Raw genomic sequence first — 20166 nt, forward strand, 5'->3', positions numbered from 1 at the left:
CGTCTGACGCCCGTAAGGTGGCCTTAACGGCACGCTCGGGCGCCACCCCGCGAGAGTTAAGAGAACAGGCGCAGGACGCGGGTCAGCCACTCCGAGGCCGCGCGGCTGACGCCGTCCAGATCGGCGGTCAGGGTGTGGTCGCCGTCGAGGACGACGATCTCGTGGTGCGGGCCCGCCTTCGGTCGCCCGAACGGGTCACGTTCGCCCTGCACCACCAGCGTGGGCACCTCGACGGCGTCGAGTTCGGCCTGACGGCTCTTCTCCGGCCTGCCCGGCGGATGCTCCGGGAACGCCAGGCACAGCACCGCCACGGCCTGCCCGGCCGACGCCGTCCGGCAGGCGACCCGCGCGCCGGAAGAGCGGCCGCCGAACACCAGCGGCAGGCCGTCGAAGCGCTCGGCGAGTTCGTCGGCGACGGTCAGCCAGGCGCTGTCCAGCTGGTTCGCGGGCGCGGGGGCACGCCGGCCCGCCACCCGGTACGGCTGCTCGACCAGCGCCACGTGCACGCCGATCGCCTGCGCGGCGCGGGTCACCGCGACGAGGTCCTTCGCGCCGATCCCGCCGCCCGCGCCGTGCCCGAGCAGCAGCACCGCGGTGCCCTCCTCGGCACAGTGCAGCTCGGCCCTGGCCGGGCCGTAGCCGGTGTCGATCTCCAGAGTGGTCATGAGAAGAGCGCGTCCTCGTCGAGGGACGGGCCGGGGTCGACGCGGTCCAGCAGTTCGGGGCCGTTGTTGCGGACGTTGTTGACCTTCGAGGAAACCGGGCGCAGCTCCAGCGATTCGACGATCTCCGGCGCGGTGGGCACCAGCAGGTCGGTGACGTCGGAACGGTCCGGGTCGAGCCATGGGTCCCAGTGCGTCTTCGGCACGATCAGCGGCATCCGGTGGTGGATGTCGGTGAGCTGCCCGGTCGCGTCGGTCGTGATGATCGAGAAGGTGATCAACGGCTCGGCGGCGTCGTCGCCCTTCGGGCGCCAGCTCTCCCAGATCCCGGCGAAGGCGAGCGACGCGGCATCGGGGCCGGTCATGTAGAACGGCTCCTTCTCCTTGCCGGTGCGGCGCCATTCGAACCAGCCGTCGGCCGGGACGAGGCACCGGCGGGAGGACAGCGCGCGGCGGAAGGCGGGCTTCTCCTTCGCCGTCTCGGCCCTGGTGTTGATCATGCGCGAGCCCACCGAAGGATCCTTGGCCCAGAACGGCACGAGACCCCAGCGCATGAGCCGCAGCGAGCGCTCGGCGGGCTCGTCTTCGAGCACCTGCCCCTCGGCGTCACGCGGATGCCGCTGGACGACGGTCACCACGTTCTTGGTCGGCGCCACGTTGTGGTCGGTCCTGGCCCGGCCCTCGGTCAGGTCGACCGCCGCGAACTCCTCGATCAGCGCCGCCGGATCCTTCGTGGCGGCATAGCGGCCGCACATCGCCAACCTCCTCGTGTCGGGACAGCCATCGTTACACGCAGGCCAGGGCCGTGGCGAGCCGCATGGGATCATTCCGGCAGGGACGGCGACCGGGAGGACGTGGGCGGATTGGCGCGGAGCGACTGGCGCAAGCTGGACGAATCCGATGTGCGGGTGCGTCCCGGCAAGGGCACCAGGCCACGCAGCAAACGCCGTCCCGAACACGCCGACGCCGTCACCGCGATGGTCATCGGCAAGGACCGCGGCCGCTGGACCTGCGCGATCGACGCCGATCCCGGCCGGGTGATCACCGCGATGCGGGCCCGCGAGCTGGGCCGGGTGTCGGTCGTGGTCGGCGACCGGGTCGCGGTCGTCGGCGACGTCAGCGGCCGTCCGGACACGCTGGCCAGGATCGTGCGGGTCGAGGAGCGGACCAGCGTGCTGCGCCGCACGGCCGACGACACCGACCCGTACGAGCGTGTCGTGGTGGCCAACGCCGAACAGCTGCTCATCGTGACCGCGCTGGCCGATCCGCCGCCGCGCGCGGGGTTCATCGACCGCTGCCTCGTGGCCTGCTACTCCGGCGGTGTCGAGCCGATCCTGTGCCTGACCAAGGCGGACCTCGCCGGTCCCGAGGAACTGCTCGCCGGTTACGCGGGCCTCGACATCCCGGCGCTGGTGACCCGCTACGACGAGGAACCCGCCGGGCTCGCCGAACGCCTCAAGGGCCGGGTGACCGCGCTGGTCGGGCATTCCGGCGTCGGCAAGTCCACTCTGGTCAACCGGCTCGTGCCCGACGCCGGACTGGCCACCGGCGTGGTGAGCGCGGTCGGCAAGGGACGTCACACCTCCGTCGCCGCGGTGGCGCTGCCGCTGCCCGACGGCGGCTGGGTCATCGACACGCCGGGGGTGCGGTCGTTCGGGCTCGCGCACGTCACCGCCGACGACATCGTGCAAGCCTTCGAGGAATTCGCGGAGGCGGCCGAGGAATGCCCGTCCGGCTGCGGCCACCTCGGGCCGCCCGAGGATCCGGACTGCGCGCTCGACGACGTCGTCGCGGAAGGCGAGGCCAGGGCGGATCGGCTGCTTTCCCTCCGGCGGCTCCTCGCCTCTCGTGGCGGGCTGGAGTCGTAAAGCGGGCGTGTGGTAACTCTTTCCTCATTCGGGCGATAACCCGGATGGAGTACATCCGACACTGAGGGGGCACAGACCGTGCGCAAGACCACTCTCGTCGCGGCCGGAGCCGCGCTCGTCCTCACGCTCACCGCGTGCGGCGGGAACAGCGGCGGCACCGGCACCGACACCAAGGCTTCCGGCGACGGCAAGGGCTTCGGCCTCGCCGCGCCGTTCAGCGACGCGCTCCAGCTGGCCAGCGCGTCCAAGGAGGGCACGCAGAAGTCCAAGTCGGCCAAGATGACCATGGAGTCGTCGGACCCGGCGAAGACGATCAACATGAACGGCGCCGTCAAGTTCGACGGCCAGAACACGGCCATGGCGATGACCATGAACCAGGCGGGCCAGCAGATGGAGGTCCGCCTCGTCGACAAGGTCCTCTACATGAAGATGCCGCCCGAGCAGCTCCAGAAGATGGGCACCGACAAGAGCTGGGTCAAGATCACCCCGAACGGTGACGACCCGATCTCCAAGGCGATGGGCAGCTCGCTGGCGCAGAGCTCCGAGCAGAGCGACCCGACCAAGATCCTCGAGCAGATCGGGAACGGCGGCAGGATCATCAGCTCGGACCAGACGCAGCTGAACGGCGAGCCGGTCAACCACTACGTCGCCGAGATCGACATCTCCAAGAACCTCGACAAGGTGCTGGAGAGCGCGCCCGCGGAGGCGAAGTCGCAGCTGGCCGACAAGCTCAAGGGCGTCAAGATGCCGGTCGAGCTGTGGCTGAACAAGGACCAGCTGCCGGTGCAGATGGTGCTGGACAGCTCCGCGGTGGCCAAGGCCGCCGGCGCGCCGGGCGGCGCGAGCGAGGCGGGCAAGATCACCGTCAAGTACACCGACTGGGGTAAGCCGGTCGACGTCGCGGCCCCGCCCGCCGACCAGGTCGCCGACCTCGGCGAGATGATGAAGACCGGCGGCCGCTGAGCTCGACTTTCCGTAGCATGGGTCCCCCGAACGTGTTCGGGGGACCCATGCTTGTCTGGACCGCATGTGGAAACCGGCCGTCGCGCTGGTGTGCGTGCTCCTGCTCGGCGCGTGCGGCAGCGACGACACACCGCCCGCGATGACCGACGCGAAGGCGCTCGCCGACGCGGCGCGCTCAGGCACGATCGCGGGACGCTCGGCGAAGTTCGGCACCGACGTCAACGCGGGCACCGTCAAGTCGAAGGGGCAGGGCCAGGCGCTGTTCGCCGAAGGCGGCACCACGCTGGCGATGACGACCGACGTGCTCGGTGACCCGCTCGAACTCCGCCTGGTGCAACAGAAGCTCTTCGTGAAGGTGCCCGAGGGGTCACGCGGCGACGAGGACGACAAACCGTGGATCACCGTCTCCCCCGACGGCACCGACCAGTTCTCCCAGGTGCTCGGCGGCAGCCTCGGCCAGCTGGCAGGGCAGAACGATCCACTTCGGACGATCGGCCAGATCCGCGCCGCGGGCGCCATCACGATGGCCGAGCGCGGCGACCTCGACGGGACGTCCGTCGAGCACTACTGGCTCAAGCTCGACCTGGAAAAGCTCGGCGGTCAGCTGCCCGCCGGGCTGTCGGCGGAGGCCGTGGCGCAGTTGCGGGGCAAGGCCGGTTCGTTCGGCATGGAACTCTGGATCGACGACGCGAACCGGCCCCGGCAGATCGTCGTCGACCTCTCCCCGATCCTCACCGCCGCCGGCGCGCCGGACGGGGCGAGCGCGCGGATCACCACCCGCTACACGGACTGGGGCGCCGCCGCCGACGTGCAGGCACCTCCCGCCGACCAGGTCGGGACCACGCCCAGCTGAGCGATACGTCCGGTTCGGCGGGCCCCGGTTCACCCGGCACGGGGGAAGTTGGCCACCGGTTCACGCCGTGCCGACTCGATCACCGATAGCGTGACACCGTGGTGGAACCCGTATCGCGGAACGCGGCTGAAGACGACCCCGATGGCCAGGACCGGGACAAGGCAGGTGGCAGGCCGAAGAAGAAACGGTCGTTCTGGGTGGAGCTGCCGATCCTGCTCGTGATCGCGCTCGTGCTCACGATCCTGATCCAGACGTTCCTCGCGAAGGTCTTCCTCATCCCGTCGGGGTCGATGGAGACCACGCTGCACGGCTGTACCGGCTGCACCAACGACCGCGTGCTCGTCGACCGGGTCACCTACGACTTCACCGACCCCTCGCCGGGCGACGTGGTGGTGTTCAAGGGGCCGGAAACCTGGTCGACGCACGAGATCGCTTCGCAGGAGTCGAGCAATATCGTCGTCAAGGCGCTGCGCGGGCTCGGCTCGCTGGTCGGGTTCGCGCCGCCGGACGAGCAGGACTTCGTGAAGCGCGTCATCGCCACCGGCGGCCAGACCGTGCAGTGCTGCGACACGAGCAACCGGGTCATGGTGAACGGGAAAGCGCTCGACGAGCCGTACGTCCATTGGGAGGGCGAGATCAATCCCAAGCGGCAGCAGTTCGCCCCGGTCACGGTGCCGCAGGGCAGCGTCTGGGTGATGGGCGACAACCGCAACGACTCGTGCGACTCGCGCTGCCAGGGCGGCGGCGGTCTCAACGGGACGGTCCCGGTGTCCAACATCATCGGCAAGGCGCGGATCATCGTGCTCCCGCCGAGCCGGTGGGGCGGCATCACCGACCACGACCCGCAGGCGGCCGCGCAACCGGTCGCGCTCGGCGCCCCGGCGTGGCAGAGCGGCCTCCCGCTCGGGGTCGGCGTGGCCGCCGCCTGGCCCGTCCTGTTCACCGGGCGGAAGCTGGCGGCCGGAGTCCGGAAGGCCGCGGGCCGGAAGCGCCGTTAGAGCAGTTCGAGCAGGAACGGCAGTTCCTGCGGGGCGTACCAGGCGAGCTCGTGGTCTTCGGCGTCGCCGAGGGTGAACTCCGCGTCGGGGTCACCGAGGTCGGCGGCGTCGATCACCGCGGCCGCCGCGGTGACGGCGTCCTCGGCCTCGGCCGCGTCGACGTGGATCGCGGCGATGTCCTTGAGCGCCACCGGACCGGCCAGGCGCACGACGGCGGCGTCGAGGTCGGGCCGGTGGGTCGCGCCCTCGACGTCGGCGGACACCACGGCCCGCCGCGGTTCGCCCTTCTCCTCGGCCGCGATCAGCCGCAGCGACGCCCGCGCGGCGTCGAGCAGCGCCGCGTACTCCAGCTCCTCGTCCGAGCCACTCGCGTAGGCCTCGCGCAGCGCGGGCGTGAGCGCGAACCCCGTCCCGTTCCGCGCGCGGAACTCACCGGTGGTGTTCAGCTCGCGCAACATCGCGATCGTGGCAGGCAGATAGACCCTCACCAGTGCGCACCCTTCAGCTCTTCCAACGATTCCTCGATCATCCCGGCCACCAGCTCCACATCGCTGACGGCCTTGCGGTCGCCGTTGAGTCCGAAGTAGACGCCGCCGTGATACGAGCTGACCCCGATCGCGAGCGCCTGGTTGCGCATCAGCGGCATCACCGGGAACATCTCGACCATCCTGGCCTCCCCCGCGTACATCGGCACCTGCGGGCCGGGCGAATTCGTCACCATGAGGTTGAAAATGCGCCCGGAGAGTGACCCCGCCGCCCGCGCGCCGAGCGAATGCAGCGTCGCCGGGGCGAACCCGCCGACCTTGAGCAGCCCGCGCGCGGCGACCGAACGGCCCGAGTCGAGATGGTCGGCCATGGCGTGCCCGATGTGCTGCAGCCGCAGCACCGGATTCGGCTCGCCGACCGGCAGGTCCACCAGATAGGCCGCGACCTGGTTGCCGACCAGCGCCGGTGTCGAGTACTCGGCGGTCTCCGCGTCGCGGACCGCCATCGGCACCAGCGCGCGCACCGTGTCCGGCGGATTCAGCGTCTCACCACGGGAAAGCAGCCACTCCCGCAGCGCGCCGGTGATCGCGGCGAGCACCACGTCGTTGACGGTGCCGCCGTGCTCGGCGCGGATCTTGCGGAAATCCTCCAGCCGGGTGCGGACCACCGCGAACATCCGGCCGCCGGAAACGCGGACGTTCAGCGGCCCGGACGGCGCGGGATGGACCACGGTGCGCAGGGTCGTGGCGACGCCGCCGAGCGCCTCGGCGACCTTCCCCGCCGTCGCGACCGCGTCGTTGGCGGCGGAGCGGACGTTCTCCACCAGCTCGGTCGGGCGCTGCACGGTTTCACTGACCGCGTCGAGGATCAGCTGCGTGCGGCTCGGCTCGCGCCGCGGTGCCCAGACGTCGTCGAACGGCTCCACTTCGGCCGGCGTGGGGTCGAGGACGATCTGGCCGAGTTCGATCGTGCCCACACCGTCCACAACGGACTGATGGGTCTTGGTCACCAGCGCGACCCTGTCCCCGCTGAGCCCCTCGATGAAGTACGCCTCCCAGAGCGGGCGTTCCGGGGCCAGCCGCCGCGACATCAGCCGGGCAACGAGGTCGAACAGCTGCTCGTCGCTGCCCGGCTGGGGCAGCGCGGAGCGGCGGACGTGGTAGTTGAGGTCAAAGTCGACGTCGTCCACCCACACCGGGCGCGCCAGGTGACCCGGCACCTCCAGCACGCGCTGCCGGTACCGCGGCAGGAACGCCAGGCGCTGGCCGATCAGCGCGAGCATCTGCTCGTAGCCGAACCCGGACCGGGGCCGCTCGAAGATCGCCACCCCGCCGACGTGCATCGGGGTCGCGTGGTCCTCGACGTACAGGAACGACGCGTCCAGCGCGGAAAGGCGGTCGGGCATGGGCCGATCCTTACACAATGCGAGACTGCCCGGTGTGGGTGATGACTCTGCGGCCTCCCCGGTTTCGCCGAAGGACCGGTTCCTGACCGTCTACGGGCGCAAACCGGTGCTCGAGGCGCTCGCCGACACCGGCCTCGAAGTGGACAAGGTGATCCTGGCCGACACCGTGCGCGGACCGGGCGCCGCCGAGATCCAGCGCGCCGCCAAGGCGGCCGGGGTGCCGGTGCAGCGCGCGAGCGCGCACCGCGTCAAAGTGCTGGCCGGGAACGGCAAACAGGACCAGGGCGTGCTCGCCGACGTCGTCGCGCCGCGGATGCGTTCGCTGGCCACCGCGCTGTCCGGGAAACGCCCGCCCGCGCGGGTGCTGTTGCTGGACGGCATCACCACCCCGGCCAACGTCGGGATGATCCTGCGCACCGCGACCGCCGCCGGGCTCGACGGCGTGATCGTGCCGCGGCGCGGGGTCGCCGCACTGGACCCGATGGTGGTCAAGGCGTCCGCGGGGGTCGCGTTCCGCGCGCCGGTGCTGCGCTGCGGCAGCGCGCGGGAAGCCGCGGAGATGCTCACCGAAGCGGGCTACTCGCTCTACGCCCTGGGCGCGTCCGCGGCGTCCACGGTGTTCGACGTCGACCTGCCGCAGCGGACCGCGTTCGTGCTGGGCGGCGAGACGGCCGGCGTGGGGGCCGACGTCGGCGAGCTCGTCACCGAGTGGCTGAGCATCCCGATGCCGGGTGACGTCGAGTCGCTCAACGTCTCGGCCGCGGCGGCGGTGCTCTCCTTCGAACTCGTGCGCCGGACCCGCTGACCGTCACTCCCGGCGAGCGCGCTCCGGCGGGAACAACGCGGCCAGCTCGGCCAGCGTCCCGGCGACCGTGTCGTGGTGGACGCCGACCATCCCCGCGCCGACCGCGCCCCGGACGTTGGCGGCCGAGTCGTCGACGAACACGCAGCGGCCCGCGGGCAGGCCCAGCATCGCCGCGGTGATCAGGTAGACCTCGCGGTCCGGCTTCGCCACCCCGACCTCACCGGAGAACACCAGCGCGTCGAAGTAGCGGCTCATCGTGTTCTTCACCTGCGCGGAGGCGCCAGGCGCGTTGGACAGCAACGCGGTGCGAAGGCCGCGATCGCGAGCGGCCTCGAGATAGGTGTAGAGCAGATCGGCGTCCGGCTCCGTGAGCACCCCGGCGTAATCGATCACTAGGCCCTTCAGCACCCCGCACACCTTAGCCCGGTCAGCGGGGCACGCGTGGCGGATAGCGCAATCCGCAATAACGCGCAGCCGATTCTGCGCTTTTCCCCGAATATGGCGATTCTTGTCCGCTTTCTGACGTTCCGCGGCCACTAACTCGTGCCGGGCACCTGCCCCGGCCACGAGAGGGGAATCCATGACCACCGCGCACCGCCTGAAAACCCTGACCGGCTACGAACCCCACCGCGCCGGGCGCTCGATCGCCGCCGGGTCACCCGCACCGCTCCCGGCGGGCCGCTCCCTGGCCGCCGTCCGGGACGTCTCGCCCGCGCTCGACGGGCCGCAGGTCGCGATCCTGCTGACCGCGATCCTCGAAACGTACGACGGGCACCGGACGACCGCGCAGGTCGAGCCGCTGGTCGACCGGCCGCTGCTCGAACGCCTCCGCGCACACAGCCGTGCCCGCTCGGCCGCCCGGCACCGCCTGCGGAGCGTGCGGCTGTGCGCCCCCGCCGACGACGTCGTCGAGGCCTGCGCGCGAGTCGAGACCGGCCGCCGCACCATCGCCCTCGCCGCCCGCTTCGAACGGACCGGCGGCCGGTGGCGGTGTGTGCGCTTCGACCTGCTGGACCCGCTCGCCACGGCGCAGCGCATGGCGGCCTGACCCCCGGCGCTTTCTGCCCTGTTCAGCGCCACTTTCCGCAGGAGAGGAAGAGCAAGGGACCTTTGCTAACGTCCTTGAGCATGCTCACCATTAGTGCACTAACCAAAGGTGAGCAAAGGTCCCTTGCTCCCGCCGTTCCGCACCCCTGTCGGCGATGCGCTGGCCGGGGTGCGACAAGGTCGTCCCTGGGCGCGTTGAGTGCATCGGGGGCGTCCCTCGGTGCGGTGGATGCACCCAGAGCGTCCCTCGGACTCTCTCCGCCCACGCCGACACCACCGCCCGACGTCGCGAACGCTCCGTTACCGACGATCAACGTCCCCAACGGAGCGTTCACGACATCCAAGACCGCCGCACAAACCCCAACCGCTACGACAACCCCGCGAACACCACTCACCCCACCGACCACACATCCCCGACCCACCCAATGCCGTGAAGGCCTCCTTCACAGCGCTCAACGCCGGTAAGGAGGCCTTCACGGCACCGGACCCTGGTCGGGCAGCAACCCCGGCGAAGCGCCCGCATCGGAGCGTTCGGGGCCCCGGGGATCAGTGGGCGACGGGGAGGGTGGTGAGGCCGCGCAGGGTGGTGGTCGCATTCCAGCGTGGCTCACCGGCCAGGCGCAGGCGCGGGACGCGGCGGGCCAGTTCTCGGAAGACGACGCGGCCTTCCAGCCGGGCCAGCGGGGCGCCGAGGCAGAAGTGGATGCCCTGCCCGAAGGCGAGATGGCGGCCGGGCTCGCGGGACGGGTCGAAGACGTCGGGGTCGGCGCCCACGGCAGGGTCGCGGTTCGCGGCTCCGATGAGGACGATCGCCTGGGTGCCTTCGGCGACGGCGACGTCGCCGACCGCGGTGTCCCGCAGCGCTGTCCGCGCGGTGAGCTGCACCGGCGAGTCGTAGCGCAGCACCTCCTCCACGGCCCGCTCGGCGAGTTCGCCGCCGGGCCCGAGCGCGCCGATACCCTCGGGATGCCGCAGGAGTGCGAGGACACCGTTGCCGATGAGGTTCGTGGTCGTCTCGTGCCCCGCGATCAGCAGCAGGCTCAGCGTGACGAGCAGTTCGCCCTCGCTGAGCGTGTCACCGGCGTCGGACACGGCGACCAAAGTGGACAGAAGGTCCTCGCCGGGCTCGTGCCGTCGTCGCGCCGCCAGCTCACGGAAGTAGGCGACGAACTCCTGCCGGGCGCGGACGGCAGGCTCCCGGGTTTCCGGCGCCTGCAGGAAATCCGGGTCGAGCCCGCGTGCCATCGCGTGCGACCACGTGGCGAACCGCTCGCGGTCGTCGAGCGGGACGCCCAGCAGCTCGCTGATCACCTCGACCGGTAGCGGCGCCGCGAGATCCGCCATGAGATCGGCCTCGTCCGCGTCGGCGATCCGGCCGGCCATCGTGGCGGCCAGTTCCTCGATCCGCGGGGTGAGCCGCTCGACCATCCGCGGGGTGAACGCCTTCGACACCAGCCGTCGCAGCCGCGTGTGATCGGGCGGGTTGAGCCCGAGGAAGGATCGGACGACCCGGCCCTCTTCGTCCACCGGCTCGTCCGGGCGCTGGTCCTCCGGCGCGCGGATCTCGGGTTTCGGATGGCCGAAAGCGTTGTCGCGCAACAACTGCACCGCCTCGGCCTGGCCGCTCACGGCGACCGCGCCGGGCAGCAGCGCGACCGGGGCCCGCTCCCGCCATCGGCGATAGTCCGGGTACGGATCGGGCCGCCGATCCTCGCCGAACAACGCGGCGAAAGTCGGCAAATCCGCTTCGACCGGCGTAGTGGGCACGGCGCTCCCCTCGCTCGTAGGCCGGGCTCCTGGCCCCATACCCGCACAACGCGCCGGAGGGCCGCCGCGTTCCTGACGCGACGGCCCTCCGGTGACCGAAACTCCTAGCGGCGCGGGCCCTTCTTGCCCTTCTTCGCCTCGGCACGCTGGGCGGCACGGCGCTCCCGGCGGGTGCCACCGCCCGCCCCGCCTGCCGCCTCGGCGGGACCGTCCGAATGGGACTCGACGCTCCCGTCCTCGGACGGGCCCGACATGGTCAGCCCGCTCTGCGCGCCGCCACCGCCGAGCCCCTTGCCCCGCAAGGCGGACGGCACGGACTCGCTGTCGGTCGATGGTGCCTGCGGCTGGGGCGGCGCCGGGCGGGCGTGCCTGCCATCACCCTCCGCGGCCTGGCCGTTGCCGCTCACACCGGTGGGCAGCGCCGTGGCGCCCTCCTCGGCGACCGGCGCCGGTTCGGCGCGCTCGACCTGGAGGTTGAACAGGAAGCCGACGGCCTCCTCCTTCAACGAGTCCAGCATCGCGCGGAACATGTCGAAGCCCTCGCGCTGGTACTCGATCAGCGGATCGCGCTGCGCGAGCGCCCGCATGCCGATGCCCTCCTTGAGATAGTCCATCTCGTAGAGGTGCTCACGCCATTTGCGGTCGAGCACGGTGAGCATCACCTGACGCTCGAGGCGGCGCATCGCGCCTTCCTCGCCGACCAGTTCGTCGATCTCGGCCTCGCGGCGGTCGTAGGCGCGGTGCGCGTCCTCGACCAGCGCGGCACGCAGGCCCTCGGCGTCGAGGTCGCCGTCCTCCATCAGGTCGTCCCAGTCGAGGCTCACCGGGTAGAGCGTCTTGAGCGCGGTCCACAGCTTTTCGTGGTCCCAGTCCTCGGCGTAACCGGACTCGGTCGCACCATCGACGTAGGCGTTGACGACGTCGATGAGCATGTGCTCGATCTGCTCGCGCAGGTCCTCGCCCTCGAGGACGCGGCGGCGCTCGGCGTAGATCACCTTGCGCTGCTCGTTCATGACCTCGTCGTACTTGAGGACGTTCTTGCGCGTCTCGTGGTTGAGCTGCTCGACCTGCGTCTGCGCGCTCTTGATGGCCTTGGAGACCATCTTGTGCTCGATCGGCACGTCGTCGGGCAGCCGCATGGTGGTCATCACGCGCTCGACCATCGTCGCGTTGAAGCGGCGCATCAGCTCGTCCCCGAGCGACAGGTAGAACCGCGACTCGCCGGGGTCGCCCTGACGGCCGGAACGACCACGGAGCTGGTTGTCGATGCGCCGGGACTCGTGGCGCTCGGTGCCGAGTACGTAGAGCCCGCCCGCCTCGCGGACCTCCTCGGCCTCGGCCTTGGCGTCCGCCTTGATCTCTTCGAGCACGTTCGGCCACGCGGCCTCGTACTCCTCGGAGTTCTCCACCGGGTCGAGGCCGCGCTCGCGCAGCGTCTGGTCGGCGATGATGTCCGGGTTGCCGCCGAGCACGATGTCGGTACCGCGGCCCGCCATGTTGGTGGCGACCGTGACCGCGCCCTTGCGGCCGGCCCGCGCGACGATCAGCGCCTCGCGGTCGTGGTGCTTCGCGTTGAGCACCTCGTGCGGCACACCCAGTTTCAGCAGCAGCTTCGACAGGTGCTCGGACTTCTCGACGCTGGTCGTGCCGACCAGGACCGGCTGGCCCTTCTCGTGCCGCTCGGCGATGTCCTCGGCCACCGCCTCGAACTTCGCCTGCTCGGACTTGTAGATCAGGTCCGCCTGGTCGGCGCGGACCATCGGCCGGTTCGTCGGGATCGGCACCACGCCCAGCTTGTAGGTCTGGTGGAACTCGGCCGCCTCGGTCTCGGCGGTACCGGTCATCCCGGAGAGCTTCTTGTACAGCCGGAAGTAGTTCTGCAGCGTGATCGTGGCCAGCGTCTGGTTCTCGGCCTTGATCTCGACCTTCTCCTTGGCCTCGATCGCCTGGTGCATGCCCTCGTTGTAGCGGCGGCCCACCAGGATGCGGCCGGTGAACTCGTCGACGATCATGACCTCGCCGTCGCGGACGATGTAGTCCTTGTCGCGGTGGTAGAGCTCCTTGACCTTCAGCGCGTTGTTCAGGTAGCCGACCAGCGGGGTGTTGGCGGCCTCGTAGAGGTTGTCGATACCGAGCTGGTCCTCGACGAACCGGACGCCCTTCTCGGTGACCGCGACCGTGCGCTTCCGCACGTCGACCTCGTAGTGGTACTTGCTGTTGATCAGGTTGGTCTTCTCGACACGCTCGCGCGTGCCCATCGTGGTGGTGTCGATGCCCTGCATGAGCGGCGCGAGCCGGGCGAACTCGACGTACCAGCGCGAGGACTGGTCGGCGGGGCCGGAGATGATCAGCGGGGTCCGCGCCTCGTCGATGAGGATCGAGTCGACCTCGTCGACGACCGCGAAGTTGTGCCCGCGCTGGACGCACTCGTCCAGGCTCCAGGTCATGTTGTCGCGCAGGTAGTCGAACCCGAACTCGTTGTTCGTGCCGTAGGTGATGTCGGCGTTGTACTGCTGGCGCCGTACCTCCGGCGGCTGCTCGGCGAGAATGACGCCGACCTCGAGACCGAGGAAGCGGTGGATGCGGCCCATCCACTCCGAGTCGCGCTTGGCCAGGTAGTCGTTGGTCGTGATGATGTGCACGCCGTCGCCGGGGATCGCGTTCAGGTAGGCCGCGAGCACACAGGTCAGGGTCTTGCCCTCACCGGTCTTCATCTCGGCCACCTGGCCGAGGTGCAGCGCCGCGCCCCCCATCAGCTGGACGTCGTAGTGCCGCTGGCCGAGCACCCGCCTGCTCGCCTCGCGGGCGACCGCGAAGGCCTCCGGGAGCAGCTCGTCGAGCGTCTCCTTGTCCTCGCGATACCGCTTGCGGAACTCCTCGGTCTTCGCCCGCAGCTCGGCGTCGGACAGGTCCTTGACGTCGTCTTCGAGGGTATTGATGTGATCGGCGATGTTGCGCAGCCGCTTCACCATCTTGCCCTCACCCGCGCGGAGCAGGCGGTTCAGCACCATCCGGTCGACCTCACTAGCTGATTTGTTGAACGCACCCGAGCCGCTCCCGGGCAGTGTCGTCCCCGACTGGGGCCTGGTGAGCCGCAGTCGTCCGCACCCCATCGTAGGGAACCGGACAGCATGCGCGCACGCACCTTGCGTAGGGACCGCACGCGAGCGGCCCGCACGCGGTGCGTGCGGGCCGCTCGGGGCCTTGTCCGGGTCCGCTCAGCCGAGCCGGATCACGCCGTAGTCGAAGCCCTTCCGGCGGTAGACGACGCTCGGCCTGCCGGCTTCGGAGTCGTTGAACAGGTAGAAGTCGTGGCCGACCAGCTCCATCTCGTAGAGAGCCTGGTCCACCGTCATCGGGTCCGCGGAATGCTGTTTCTCGCGGACGACGCGGCCGGGCTGGTGGCCCAGCTCCTCGTCTTCCCAGCGCTGTTGCTGGGGAATCCCCTCGACACTCGAAGCCGCGAATCCGTTCGTGAGTGTTTCGGCCTCGGGTGCCTCCAACACCGCGGTACGCGCGGCGGGAGCGGCGGAATTCGCCGGGGACGTGCCTGGCGCCATCGCCATGGAGGTCGCCTCGGCGACCGATTCCGGACGGCTGCGGCCATAGTGCACGCGCCTCCGGTCGTGTGTCCTCCGCAAACGGTTCTCGAGCTTGGTGACCGCGGAGTCCAGCGCTGCGTAGAAGTCGGCGGCACACGCTTCGGCGCGCACGGCCGGGCCCCTGCCCTTTCCGGTGATCTCGACGCGCTGGCAGCTCTTGGCCTGCCTGCGGTTCGGCTCGTGGAAGAGCTCCACGTCGTACCGGATGACCTTCTTGTCGTAGCGCTCAAGCCGGGCCAGCTTTTCGCCGACAAGCGCCCGGTAATGATCGGGCACCTCCACGTTGCGGCCCTTAACGACGATGTCCATACACGACCTCCCTCGCTGAAATGACTGCGAGCTGTTGTGTTTAACCAGGGCGCCGGTAAAGCGGGGACGAAGCCCGGATCGCGGGCTGAGGGAACTCGGCAGACGGTCACGACGTCTCGCGGCGGATGTCCGAGCGCGAACTCAGCGCACCTCCGGCGCCAGGGACATGGGCTGGTCACCTCCCTGCCTGCGGGGATTGCTGATTGCGGAGCACGTTAGCTTCATCACGGCCGTTGCAACAGCCCCCGAGCCGGGGGATGTCAGGGGGTAGGACACAGTCACGGCGCGCAGCGAAGCACGGGTGATCACCGCAAAATCCTCGCGGTTCGGGCACCGTTCCCGTGACTTGTTTTCACGCGGACGGCGCAACGCTTCGGTACCAGGAAAACCGAGGGTGACAACCCCGCCGGGCACAGCCGCCACCCCGGTGGAGTGGCGTGTCATCGGAGTGCTTCGGAGGCAGGCCCTCATACCCGGACAACGGCCGCGCGGACCGCGGCGTTCCCGCTAAAGGTCACTCATGTAGGTGACCCTCGCATCACTCGGCCGCGAGGAGCGCGAGGACCGCGACCACCTCCACCCCGTGTCCGCGCAGCACACGCGCGCACGCCGCGGCCGTGGCGCCGCTGGTCACGACGTCGTCGAGCACCACTACCGGCAGTCGCGGCGGCGGACGGCCCGCCGGGACGAACCGGAGCCGCCCTTCGAGGTTCGCCAGCCGCTCCGCACGATTCAGCCCGACAGCGTCTTTCGCGCCACCCGCGAGCCGCAACGCGGGGGCGACCGCGGCCGGGACACCACGTGCGGCGAGCAGCGCCGCGGCGGCCTCGGCCAGGCGCCGGACGTGCGGGCCGCCACGCAGCCGGGACGCCGAACGCCTGCTCGGAGCGGGAACGAGACAGACACCAGAGGTGGGATTCCCAGCCCAAGAGCGCCCGAAACCGGGATGCCCCGAAGTGGGATTCCCCGTCCTGGGATCCCCGTGTGCGGGATCTTCCGAGCTGGGTTTCCCGGTCCGGGAGTTCCCCGCTCTGAGAAGCCCCGCTCCGGGATTCCCGAGTGTGGGATTCCCGGCGGTGGGATTCCCACATCCGGGATTGCCGGTACGGCGCGTCCCAGTACCGGGATTCCCGGTTCCGGGGTTCTCCGGCCCGGGAATCCCGGAGTTGGGAAGCCCTGGCCCGGGATTCCCGTACTCGGGAAAGCCGCGAGGGGGATTCCCGGCTCGCGGGTTCGCCGGTTCGGGAAGCGCGGATGTGGGAGGGCCGAGTTCGGGAACGCCGGATGTGGGAATCCCACTTTCGGGAATCCCGCCCCTGGGAATCCCGGCGCGGGGATTCCCGCTCTGGGGAGTCCCGGAGCCGGGACCGGGTGCGAGCGCCCTGGCGAGCAGCGACGGGAGGGCATCGGCCACGGCCCGGCCGAGCGGCGGCCCGAGATCACGGCGGCCGCGTTCCTTGTAGGCGATCAGGAGGCGTTTCGCCACGCCCTCGTAGCGGGCGAGCGCGTACACCGGCACGAGGCCCGCTGTCGGCAGACGGGTCACCTCGGTCAGTGCGCCCCACACCTCGCCGCACGCGGCGCAGCACGGAGCACCGCGCACACCACAGGCGGCGCAGCGGGCGGGGATGAGCAGATCGAGCACACGGGAGTTCATGCCGCTGAGTGTCCCGCCCACCACCGACAGTTTCGGTTCGCCGCGAAGCGGCAGGGGATCTTGGCCGTCCCGAACGACGCGATGGGGACGTTGAACGTCTCGTACGCGTCGTTCAGGACATCGCCCGCGCGGCGGCCGGGCCTCCCGGAGACGGGAGCAAGGGACCTTTACTCACGCTCGCGACGCACGACGGCACCGAGTGTCCACAAGGGACAGTCGAGCGCGAAGGCGTCAGCCGGGATAGAAGGCGTCGGCGCCGGGAGTGGTGTGGGTGTGGGGCCGCCAGACCTCGCCCAGCTCCGAGGCGAACCACAGGCCACCGCCGTCGGCGACCACGATCGGCCGGTTCGGGGCGGCGGTGACGGAGTGCACCGGCGGGGTCAGGTTCGAGCTGTTGAAGGCGTCCATCCGCAGTCCGTCGATCGGCAGTTTCACCACCGGCTGCGAGGTGGACGACGTGGACGCGACGAGCGTGTCCGTAGTGGCCCAGTCGACGTCCACGACGTTCGCGAGGTCGCGGTTCTGCAGCAGCCGCGGCGCGCGCAGGGTGACCGAATCCGCGGTCCGCACCACCGAGGCGACCACCAGTTTCCCGCCGACCACGGCCGCGGCGCGCGAACCGTCGCGGGAGAGCCGGAGTTCGGTGATCTGGCCGAGCGCGGTCACCTCGTTCGCGTTCACGCCCTGCTGCGCCCAATGCCCGCCGGGGGCCAGCACCAGCCGCGCCACCGTCGTGTGATCGACGACCGTCCACACCTCGCCGGAGGCGTCGCCGCCGGGCGCGGCGGGGCGCCAGGTCGGCCGGGTGAGCGAACCGCCGAACAGCTCCGTCTGCGGCAGGTCCCGGCCGAAGTCGCCGACCCGCAGCCGCATCCGGCCACCGGTGCGTTCGACCACCGCGAGCCGTTTCCCGTCGATCGACTGCGCCGCGCTTGCGACGTCGTAGCCGCCGCTACCCGCCGGTCCTTCGACCGGCGCGCCGGTGCCGAGCGAGCGCAGCCTGCCGCCCGCGGTCATCAGGCCCAGCAAGTCGGAACTCGGCGACGCCGCGGCGGCGTACGCGGGCAGTTCGCTCGCCCGCCAGTACTCGTGCCCCGGCACGAGCGGCGCGCCGTCGGCGAGCAGCCGGATCCGGGTCGAGGTCACGGTCTGCAGCGAGAGCACGATCTGCGCGGCGATCAGGTTCCTGGTCTCCGGGGTCGCCCCGGTCAGCCCGGTCAGCGGCACCACCACCGAACCGTCGTCGGCGGTCTTGACGTTGTTCTCGATGGTGACCGGATCGGCGAGGAGGTTCTTCACCGAGCCCGCGAGCCCCTCGGACGGCCCGAGCATCAGCAGATCCATCACCCGCCCGGCGAGCCCCGACTGCGGTTTCGCGACCACGTAACGGAGATCGGGCACGAACGTGCCGGCGTCCGGCGAGTAGAAGCTCACCGGGACGCGGAAGTAGTTGATCGAGAAATCGGCGTTGGTGACGACCAGGTTCGGCGGCGGGTTGACGATCCGCCACTGCCCCGTCGCCTGCTGCTTGCGTACTTCCAGCTGGAGCTTGAACGGCGCCTGGTTCGGGACGAACGAGCCGTCGCCGTTCAGCACGCCCAGCGCGAACCCGTGCACGTTCACCGTCTGCACGTTCGGATCCGGCGTCCGGTTCTCGGTGTCGTAGGTGGTGTTGAAGATGTCGTCGATGATCGTCAGCCCCCGCGCGGGCTTCCAGTTCGCGCGAGCCTGGTCGTCGAGGTACGCGCGCGCGGCGGCGTTGTTCGACCCCGGCACCGCGCTCGCGCGGACGAACTGGCGTGCCAGCGTCAGCGAGTCGATGCCCATCGAGGGCTCGGACACGCTGGCGGCGGGCTGCGGCGGCTTGTCCCCCGGCACCACCATCGGCTGGGACTCCTGCGGGATGTTCGCGCACCCGGCCAGGAGGACGAGGCACAGCACGGCCAGTACGGCACGTTTCACCGGCCGACCTCCTCGCGCTCGGCGAGCAGCGCGTCCGGCGCGGGCTGGACCTCGAGCGTGCCGATCACCGTCGGCTCGGCCGCGGGCGGGACGTGGTCCGCAGGCGGCAGCGGCAGCGGGCTCTCCTCCACCGCGGTGCCCTGCCTGCGCGGCAGCACCAGCCGGAAGCACGCGCCGTAGCCCGGCGCGCCCCACGCGTCGAGCTGCCCGCCGTGCAGGCGCGCGTCCTCCTGGCTGATCGCCAGGCCCAGCCCGGTGCCGCCGGTGCGCCGGTTGCGGGAGGGATCCGCCCGCCAGAACCGGTTGAACACCAGCTCGGCCTCGCCGGGCCGCAGCCCGACACCGCGGTCCCGGACCGTGACCGCCACGGCGTTCTCGTTGACTCCCACGGTGAGCACCACCGGTTTGCCCTCACTGTGATCGACGGCGTTGGCGAGCAGATTCCGCAGGATCCGTTCGACGCGCCGGGCGTCGACCTCGGCGGGCGCCTCCTCCTCGGGCAGCACCAGCTCGATCGAACTGCCCGCGTTCCCGGCGATGACCCGCACCTGCTCGACCGCCCTGGTCGCGATCGGCCGGACGTCGATGAACTCGGCGGACAGCTCCTCGACACCGGCGTCCAGGCGGCTGATCTCCAGCAGGTCGCCGAGCAGGGCTTCGAAGCGGTCGAGCTCGTCGACCAGCAGTTCGGTGGAGCGGGCGAGCCCGGCCGGGAACTGCTCGCGCGAGGCGTGCAGCACGTCGGCCGCCATCCGGACCGTGGTCAGCGGGGTGCGCAGCTCGTGCGAGACGTCCGAGGTGAACCGACGCTGCAGCCCGCCGAACTCCTCCAGCTGCCGGATCTGCCGCTGGATGCTCGCGGCCATCTCGTTGTAGGACACCGCGAGCTTCGCCAGATCGTCCTCGCCGAGCACGGCCAGCCGCTGGTCGAGATCGCCACCGGCGAACTGCTCGGCCGCGGCCGCCGCCTGCCGGACGGGCCGTACCACCTGCCGCGTGACGAGGTTCGTGATCCCGGCGAGCAACAGCAGCAGCACGAGCCCGCCGACGAGCAGCGTGTTCTGCACGGTGGACACCGTGTTCTGCTCGCTGGTCAGCGGGAACAGCAGGTACAACTGCAGCGGGCTGGCCACGGTGCTCAGCGGCGCGCCGACGATGAGGTACGTGGTGCGGCCGCCGTTCCCGTCGTCGACGGTGTGCTCCAGGTAGCTGACCTGGTTGGACTCGACGAACTGGCGCAGCCGCGGCGGCACGCTGGCGAACGGACCCGCCGACACCGGGGTGCTGGCCGCCTGGCCACGGCCGCCGCTGACGAGCACCGGGTCGAAGGTGCCCGCCGCCGAACCGGCCCCGCCCTGGTTCGCCGGGCTGCTGGAGATCTTCTTGAGCGCGTTCTCCAGCCGCGTACGCAGGGCTTCGGGACCCTCGCCGCCGACGCCGACCAGCTCGCCCGCCGCGGTGTCGGCGAGTGCCCGCGTCTGCTCGATCGCGGCGGAACGCTTGGTGTCCAGCAGGCGCTCGGTGATCTGGTTCTGCAGCACCATGCCCAGCACGAACACCACCGCCGAAGACAGCGCCAGCGTCGACACGGTGACCCGGAACTGCAGCGAATGCCGCCACAGTTCGTTGAACCCGACGACACGACGGCGCGCGAAAGCCGCGACGCGCCGTACGAGGCGCGCCGCCGAGCGGGCGGAGCGCGGCAACCGTCCCCTCATCGGGTCACGGCCGGGCTCCGCCTCGGTGCTTTCCGGTTCTTCCGGGGAGGCCGCTGTCATGGAC

At 70.7% G+C, this 20166-nt stretch carries 17 protein-coding genes; 6 read left to right on the plus strand and 11 right to left on the minus strand.

Annotated elements, in window-relative coordinates:
• Positions 1-56: 56 nt before the first annotated feature.
• Together ACFWX1_RS26690 and ACFWX1_RS26695 are read right to left on the minus strand one after the other, a co-directional pair.
• Complete coding sequence (locus ACFWX1_RS26690) at positions 57-665, minus strand: alpha/beta family hydrolase (protein ID WP_378391757.1); 609 nt, start codon at positions 663-665, stop codon at positions 57-59.
• A complete protein-coding gene (locus tag ACFWX1_RS26695) occupies positions 662-1417 on the minus strand; it encodes an SOS response-associated peptidase (RefSeq protein WP_378391759.1) in 756 nt (251 codons plus the stop codon). The genes ACFWX1_RS26690 and ACFWX1_RS26695 overlap by 4 nt, the downstream gene beginning before the upstream one ends.
• Before the next feature lie 108 nt (positions 1418-1525).
• Here ACFWX1_RS26695 and rsgA point away from each other — a divergent pair, with 108 nt between their 5' ends.
• The 4 genes from rsgA to lepB all read left to right on the plus strand — a co-directional run bounded on the left by rsgA (position 1526) and on the right by lepB (position 5344).
• Entirely contained in the window at positions 1526-2530 is a 1005-nt protein-coding gene (gene rsgA, locus ACFWX1_RS26700) for a ribosome small subunit-dependent GTPase A (RefSeq protein WP_378391815.1), read from the plus strand.
• 78 nt (positions 2531-2608) lie between these two features.
• Positions 2609-3493, plus strand: a complete 885-nt coding sequence (locus ACFWX1_RS26705; RefSeq protein WP_378391761.1) for a hypothetical protein — start codon at positions 2609-2611, stop codon at positions 3491-3493.
• 64 nt (positions 3494-3557) lie between these two features.
• A complete protein-coding gene (locus ACFWX1_RS26710) occupies positions 3558-4346 on the plus strand; it encodes a hypothetical protein (protein WP_378391763.1) in 789 nt (262 codons plus the stop codon).
• Positions 4347-4444: 98 nt separating this feature from the next.
• Complete coding sequence (lepB, locus tag ACFWX1_RS26715; RefSeq protein ID WP_378391765.1) at positions 4445-5344, plus strand: signal peptidase I; 900 nt, start codon at positions 4445-4447, stop codon at positions 5342-5344.
• On the opposite strand, the gene ACFWX1_RS26720 is transcribed toward lepB, so the two are convergent.
• On the minus strand, positions 5341-5832 hold the full coding sequence (locus ACFWX1_RS26720; protein WP_378391767.1) for a DUF6912 family protein: 492 nt from the start codon (positions 5830-5832) through the stop codon (positions 5341-5343). The two genes, lepB and ACFWX1_RS26720, sit on opposite strands and share 4 nt — an antisense overlap.
• Positions 5829-7235, minus strand: a complete 1407-nt coding sequence (locus ACFWX1_RS26725) for a wax ester/triacylglycerol synthase family O-acyltransferase (protein WP_378391769.1) — start codon at positions 7233-7235, stop codon at positions 5829-5831. The genes ACFWX1_RS26720 and ACFWX1_RS26725 overlap by 4 nt, the downstream gene beginning before the upstream one ends.
• 34 nt (positions 7236-7269) lie before the next feature.
• Between ACFWX1_RS26725 and ACFWX1_RS26730 the strand changes: the two genes are divergently transcribed.
• Positions 7270-8040 (plus strand): TrmH family RNA methyltransferase, encoded by a 771-nt coding sequence (locus ACFWX1_RS26730; RefSeq protein WP_378391771.1) that lies wholly within the window; start codon positions 7270-7272, stop codon positions 8038-8040.
• Between the two features lie 3 nt (positions 8041-8043).
• Here the strand turns inward: ACFWX1_RS26730 and ACFWX1_RS26735 are convergent, their stop codons facing one another.
• Positions 8044-8433, minus strand: a complete 390-nt coding sequence (locus ACFWX1_RS26735) for an HAD-IA family hydrolase (RefSeq protein ID WP_378391817.1) — start codon at positions 8431-8433, stop codon at positions 8044-8046.
• Positions 8434-8620: 187 nt separating this feature from the next.
• Between ACFWX1_RS26735 and ACFWX1_RS26740 the strand changes: the two genes are divergently transcribed.
• Complete coding sequence (locus ACFWX1_RS26740) at positions 8621-9088, plus strand: Rv3235 family protein (RefSeq protein ID WP_378391772.1); 468 nt, start codon at positions 8621-8623, stop codon at positions 9086-9088.
• A 545-nt stretch (positions 9089-9633) separates the two neighbouring features.
• On the opposite strand, the gene ACFWX1_RS26745 is transcribed toward ACFWX1_RS26740, so the two are convergent.
• The 6 genes from ACFWX1_RS26745 to mtrB form a co-directional block, all read right to left on the minus strand.
• Positions 9634-10854 (minus strand): cytochrome P450, encoded by a 1221-nt coding sequence (locus tag ACFWX1_RS26745; protein WP_378391774.1) that lies wholly within the window; start codon positions 10852-10854, stop codon positions 9634-9636.
• Between the two features lie 104 nt (positions 10855-10958).
• The gene (gene secA, locus ACFWX1_RS26750) at positions 10959-13865 is read right to left on the minus strand and encodes a preprotein translocase subunit SecA (protein ID WP_378391776.1); all 2907 of its coding nucleotides are present in this window, start codon (positions 13863-13865) and stop codon (positions 10959-10961) included.
• 207 nt (positions 13866-14072) lie between these two features.
• Positions 14073-14765, minus strand: a complete 693-nt coding sequence (hpf, locus tag ACFWX1_RS26755) for a ribosome hibernation-promoting factor, HPF/YfiA family (protein ID WP_378391777.1) — start codon at positions 14763-14765, stop codon at positions 14073-14075.
• A gap of 538 nt (positions 14766-15303) precedes the next feature.
• A complete protein-coding gene (locus ACFWX1_RS26760) occupies positions 15304-16422 on the minus strand; it encodes a hypothetical protein (protein ID WP_378391779.1) in 1119 nt (372 codons plus the stop codon).
• 231 nt (positions 16423-16653) lie between these two features.
• Positions 16654-18384 (minus strand): LpqB family beta-propeller domain-containing protein, encoded by a 1731-nt coding sequence (locus tag ACFWX1_RS26765; RefSeq protein ID WP_378391781.1) that lies wholly within the window; start codon positions 18382-18384, stop codon positions 16654-16656.
• Positions 18381-20102, minus strand: coding sequence for an MtrAB system histidine kinase MtrB (gene mtrB, locus ACFWX1_RS26770; protein WP_378391819.1), 1722 nt, complete (start codon positions 20100-20102; stop codon positions 18381-18383). The genes ACFWX1_RS26765 and mtrB overlap by 4 nt, the downstream gene beginning before the upstream one ends.
• Positions 20103-20166 lie beyond the last annotated feature (64 nt).

The organism is Amycolatopsis sp. NPDC059021 (genome assembly GCF_042739895.1).
In the GTDB taxonomy this organism is placed as follows: domain Bacteria; phylum Actinomycetota; class Actinomycetes; order Mycobacteriales; family Pseudonocardiaceae; genus Amycolatopsis.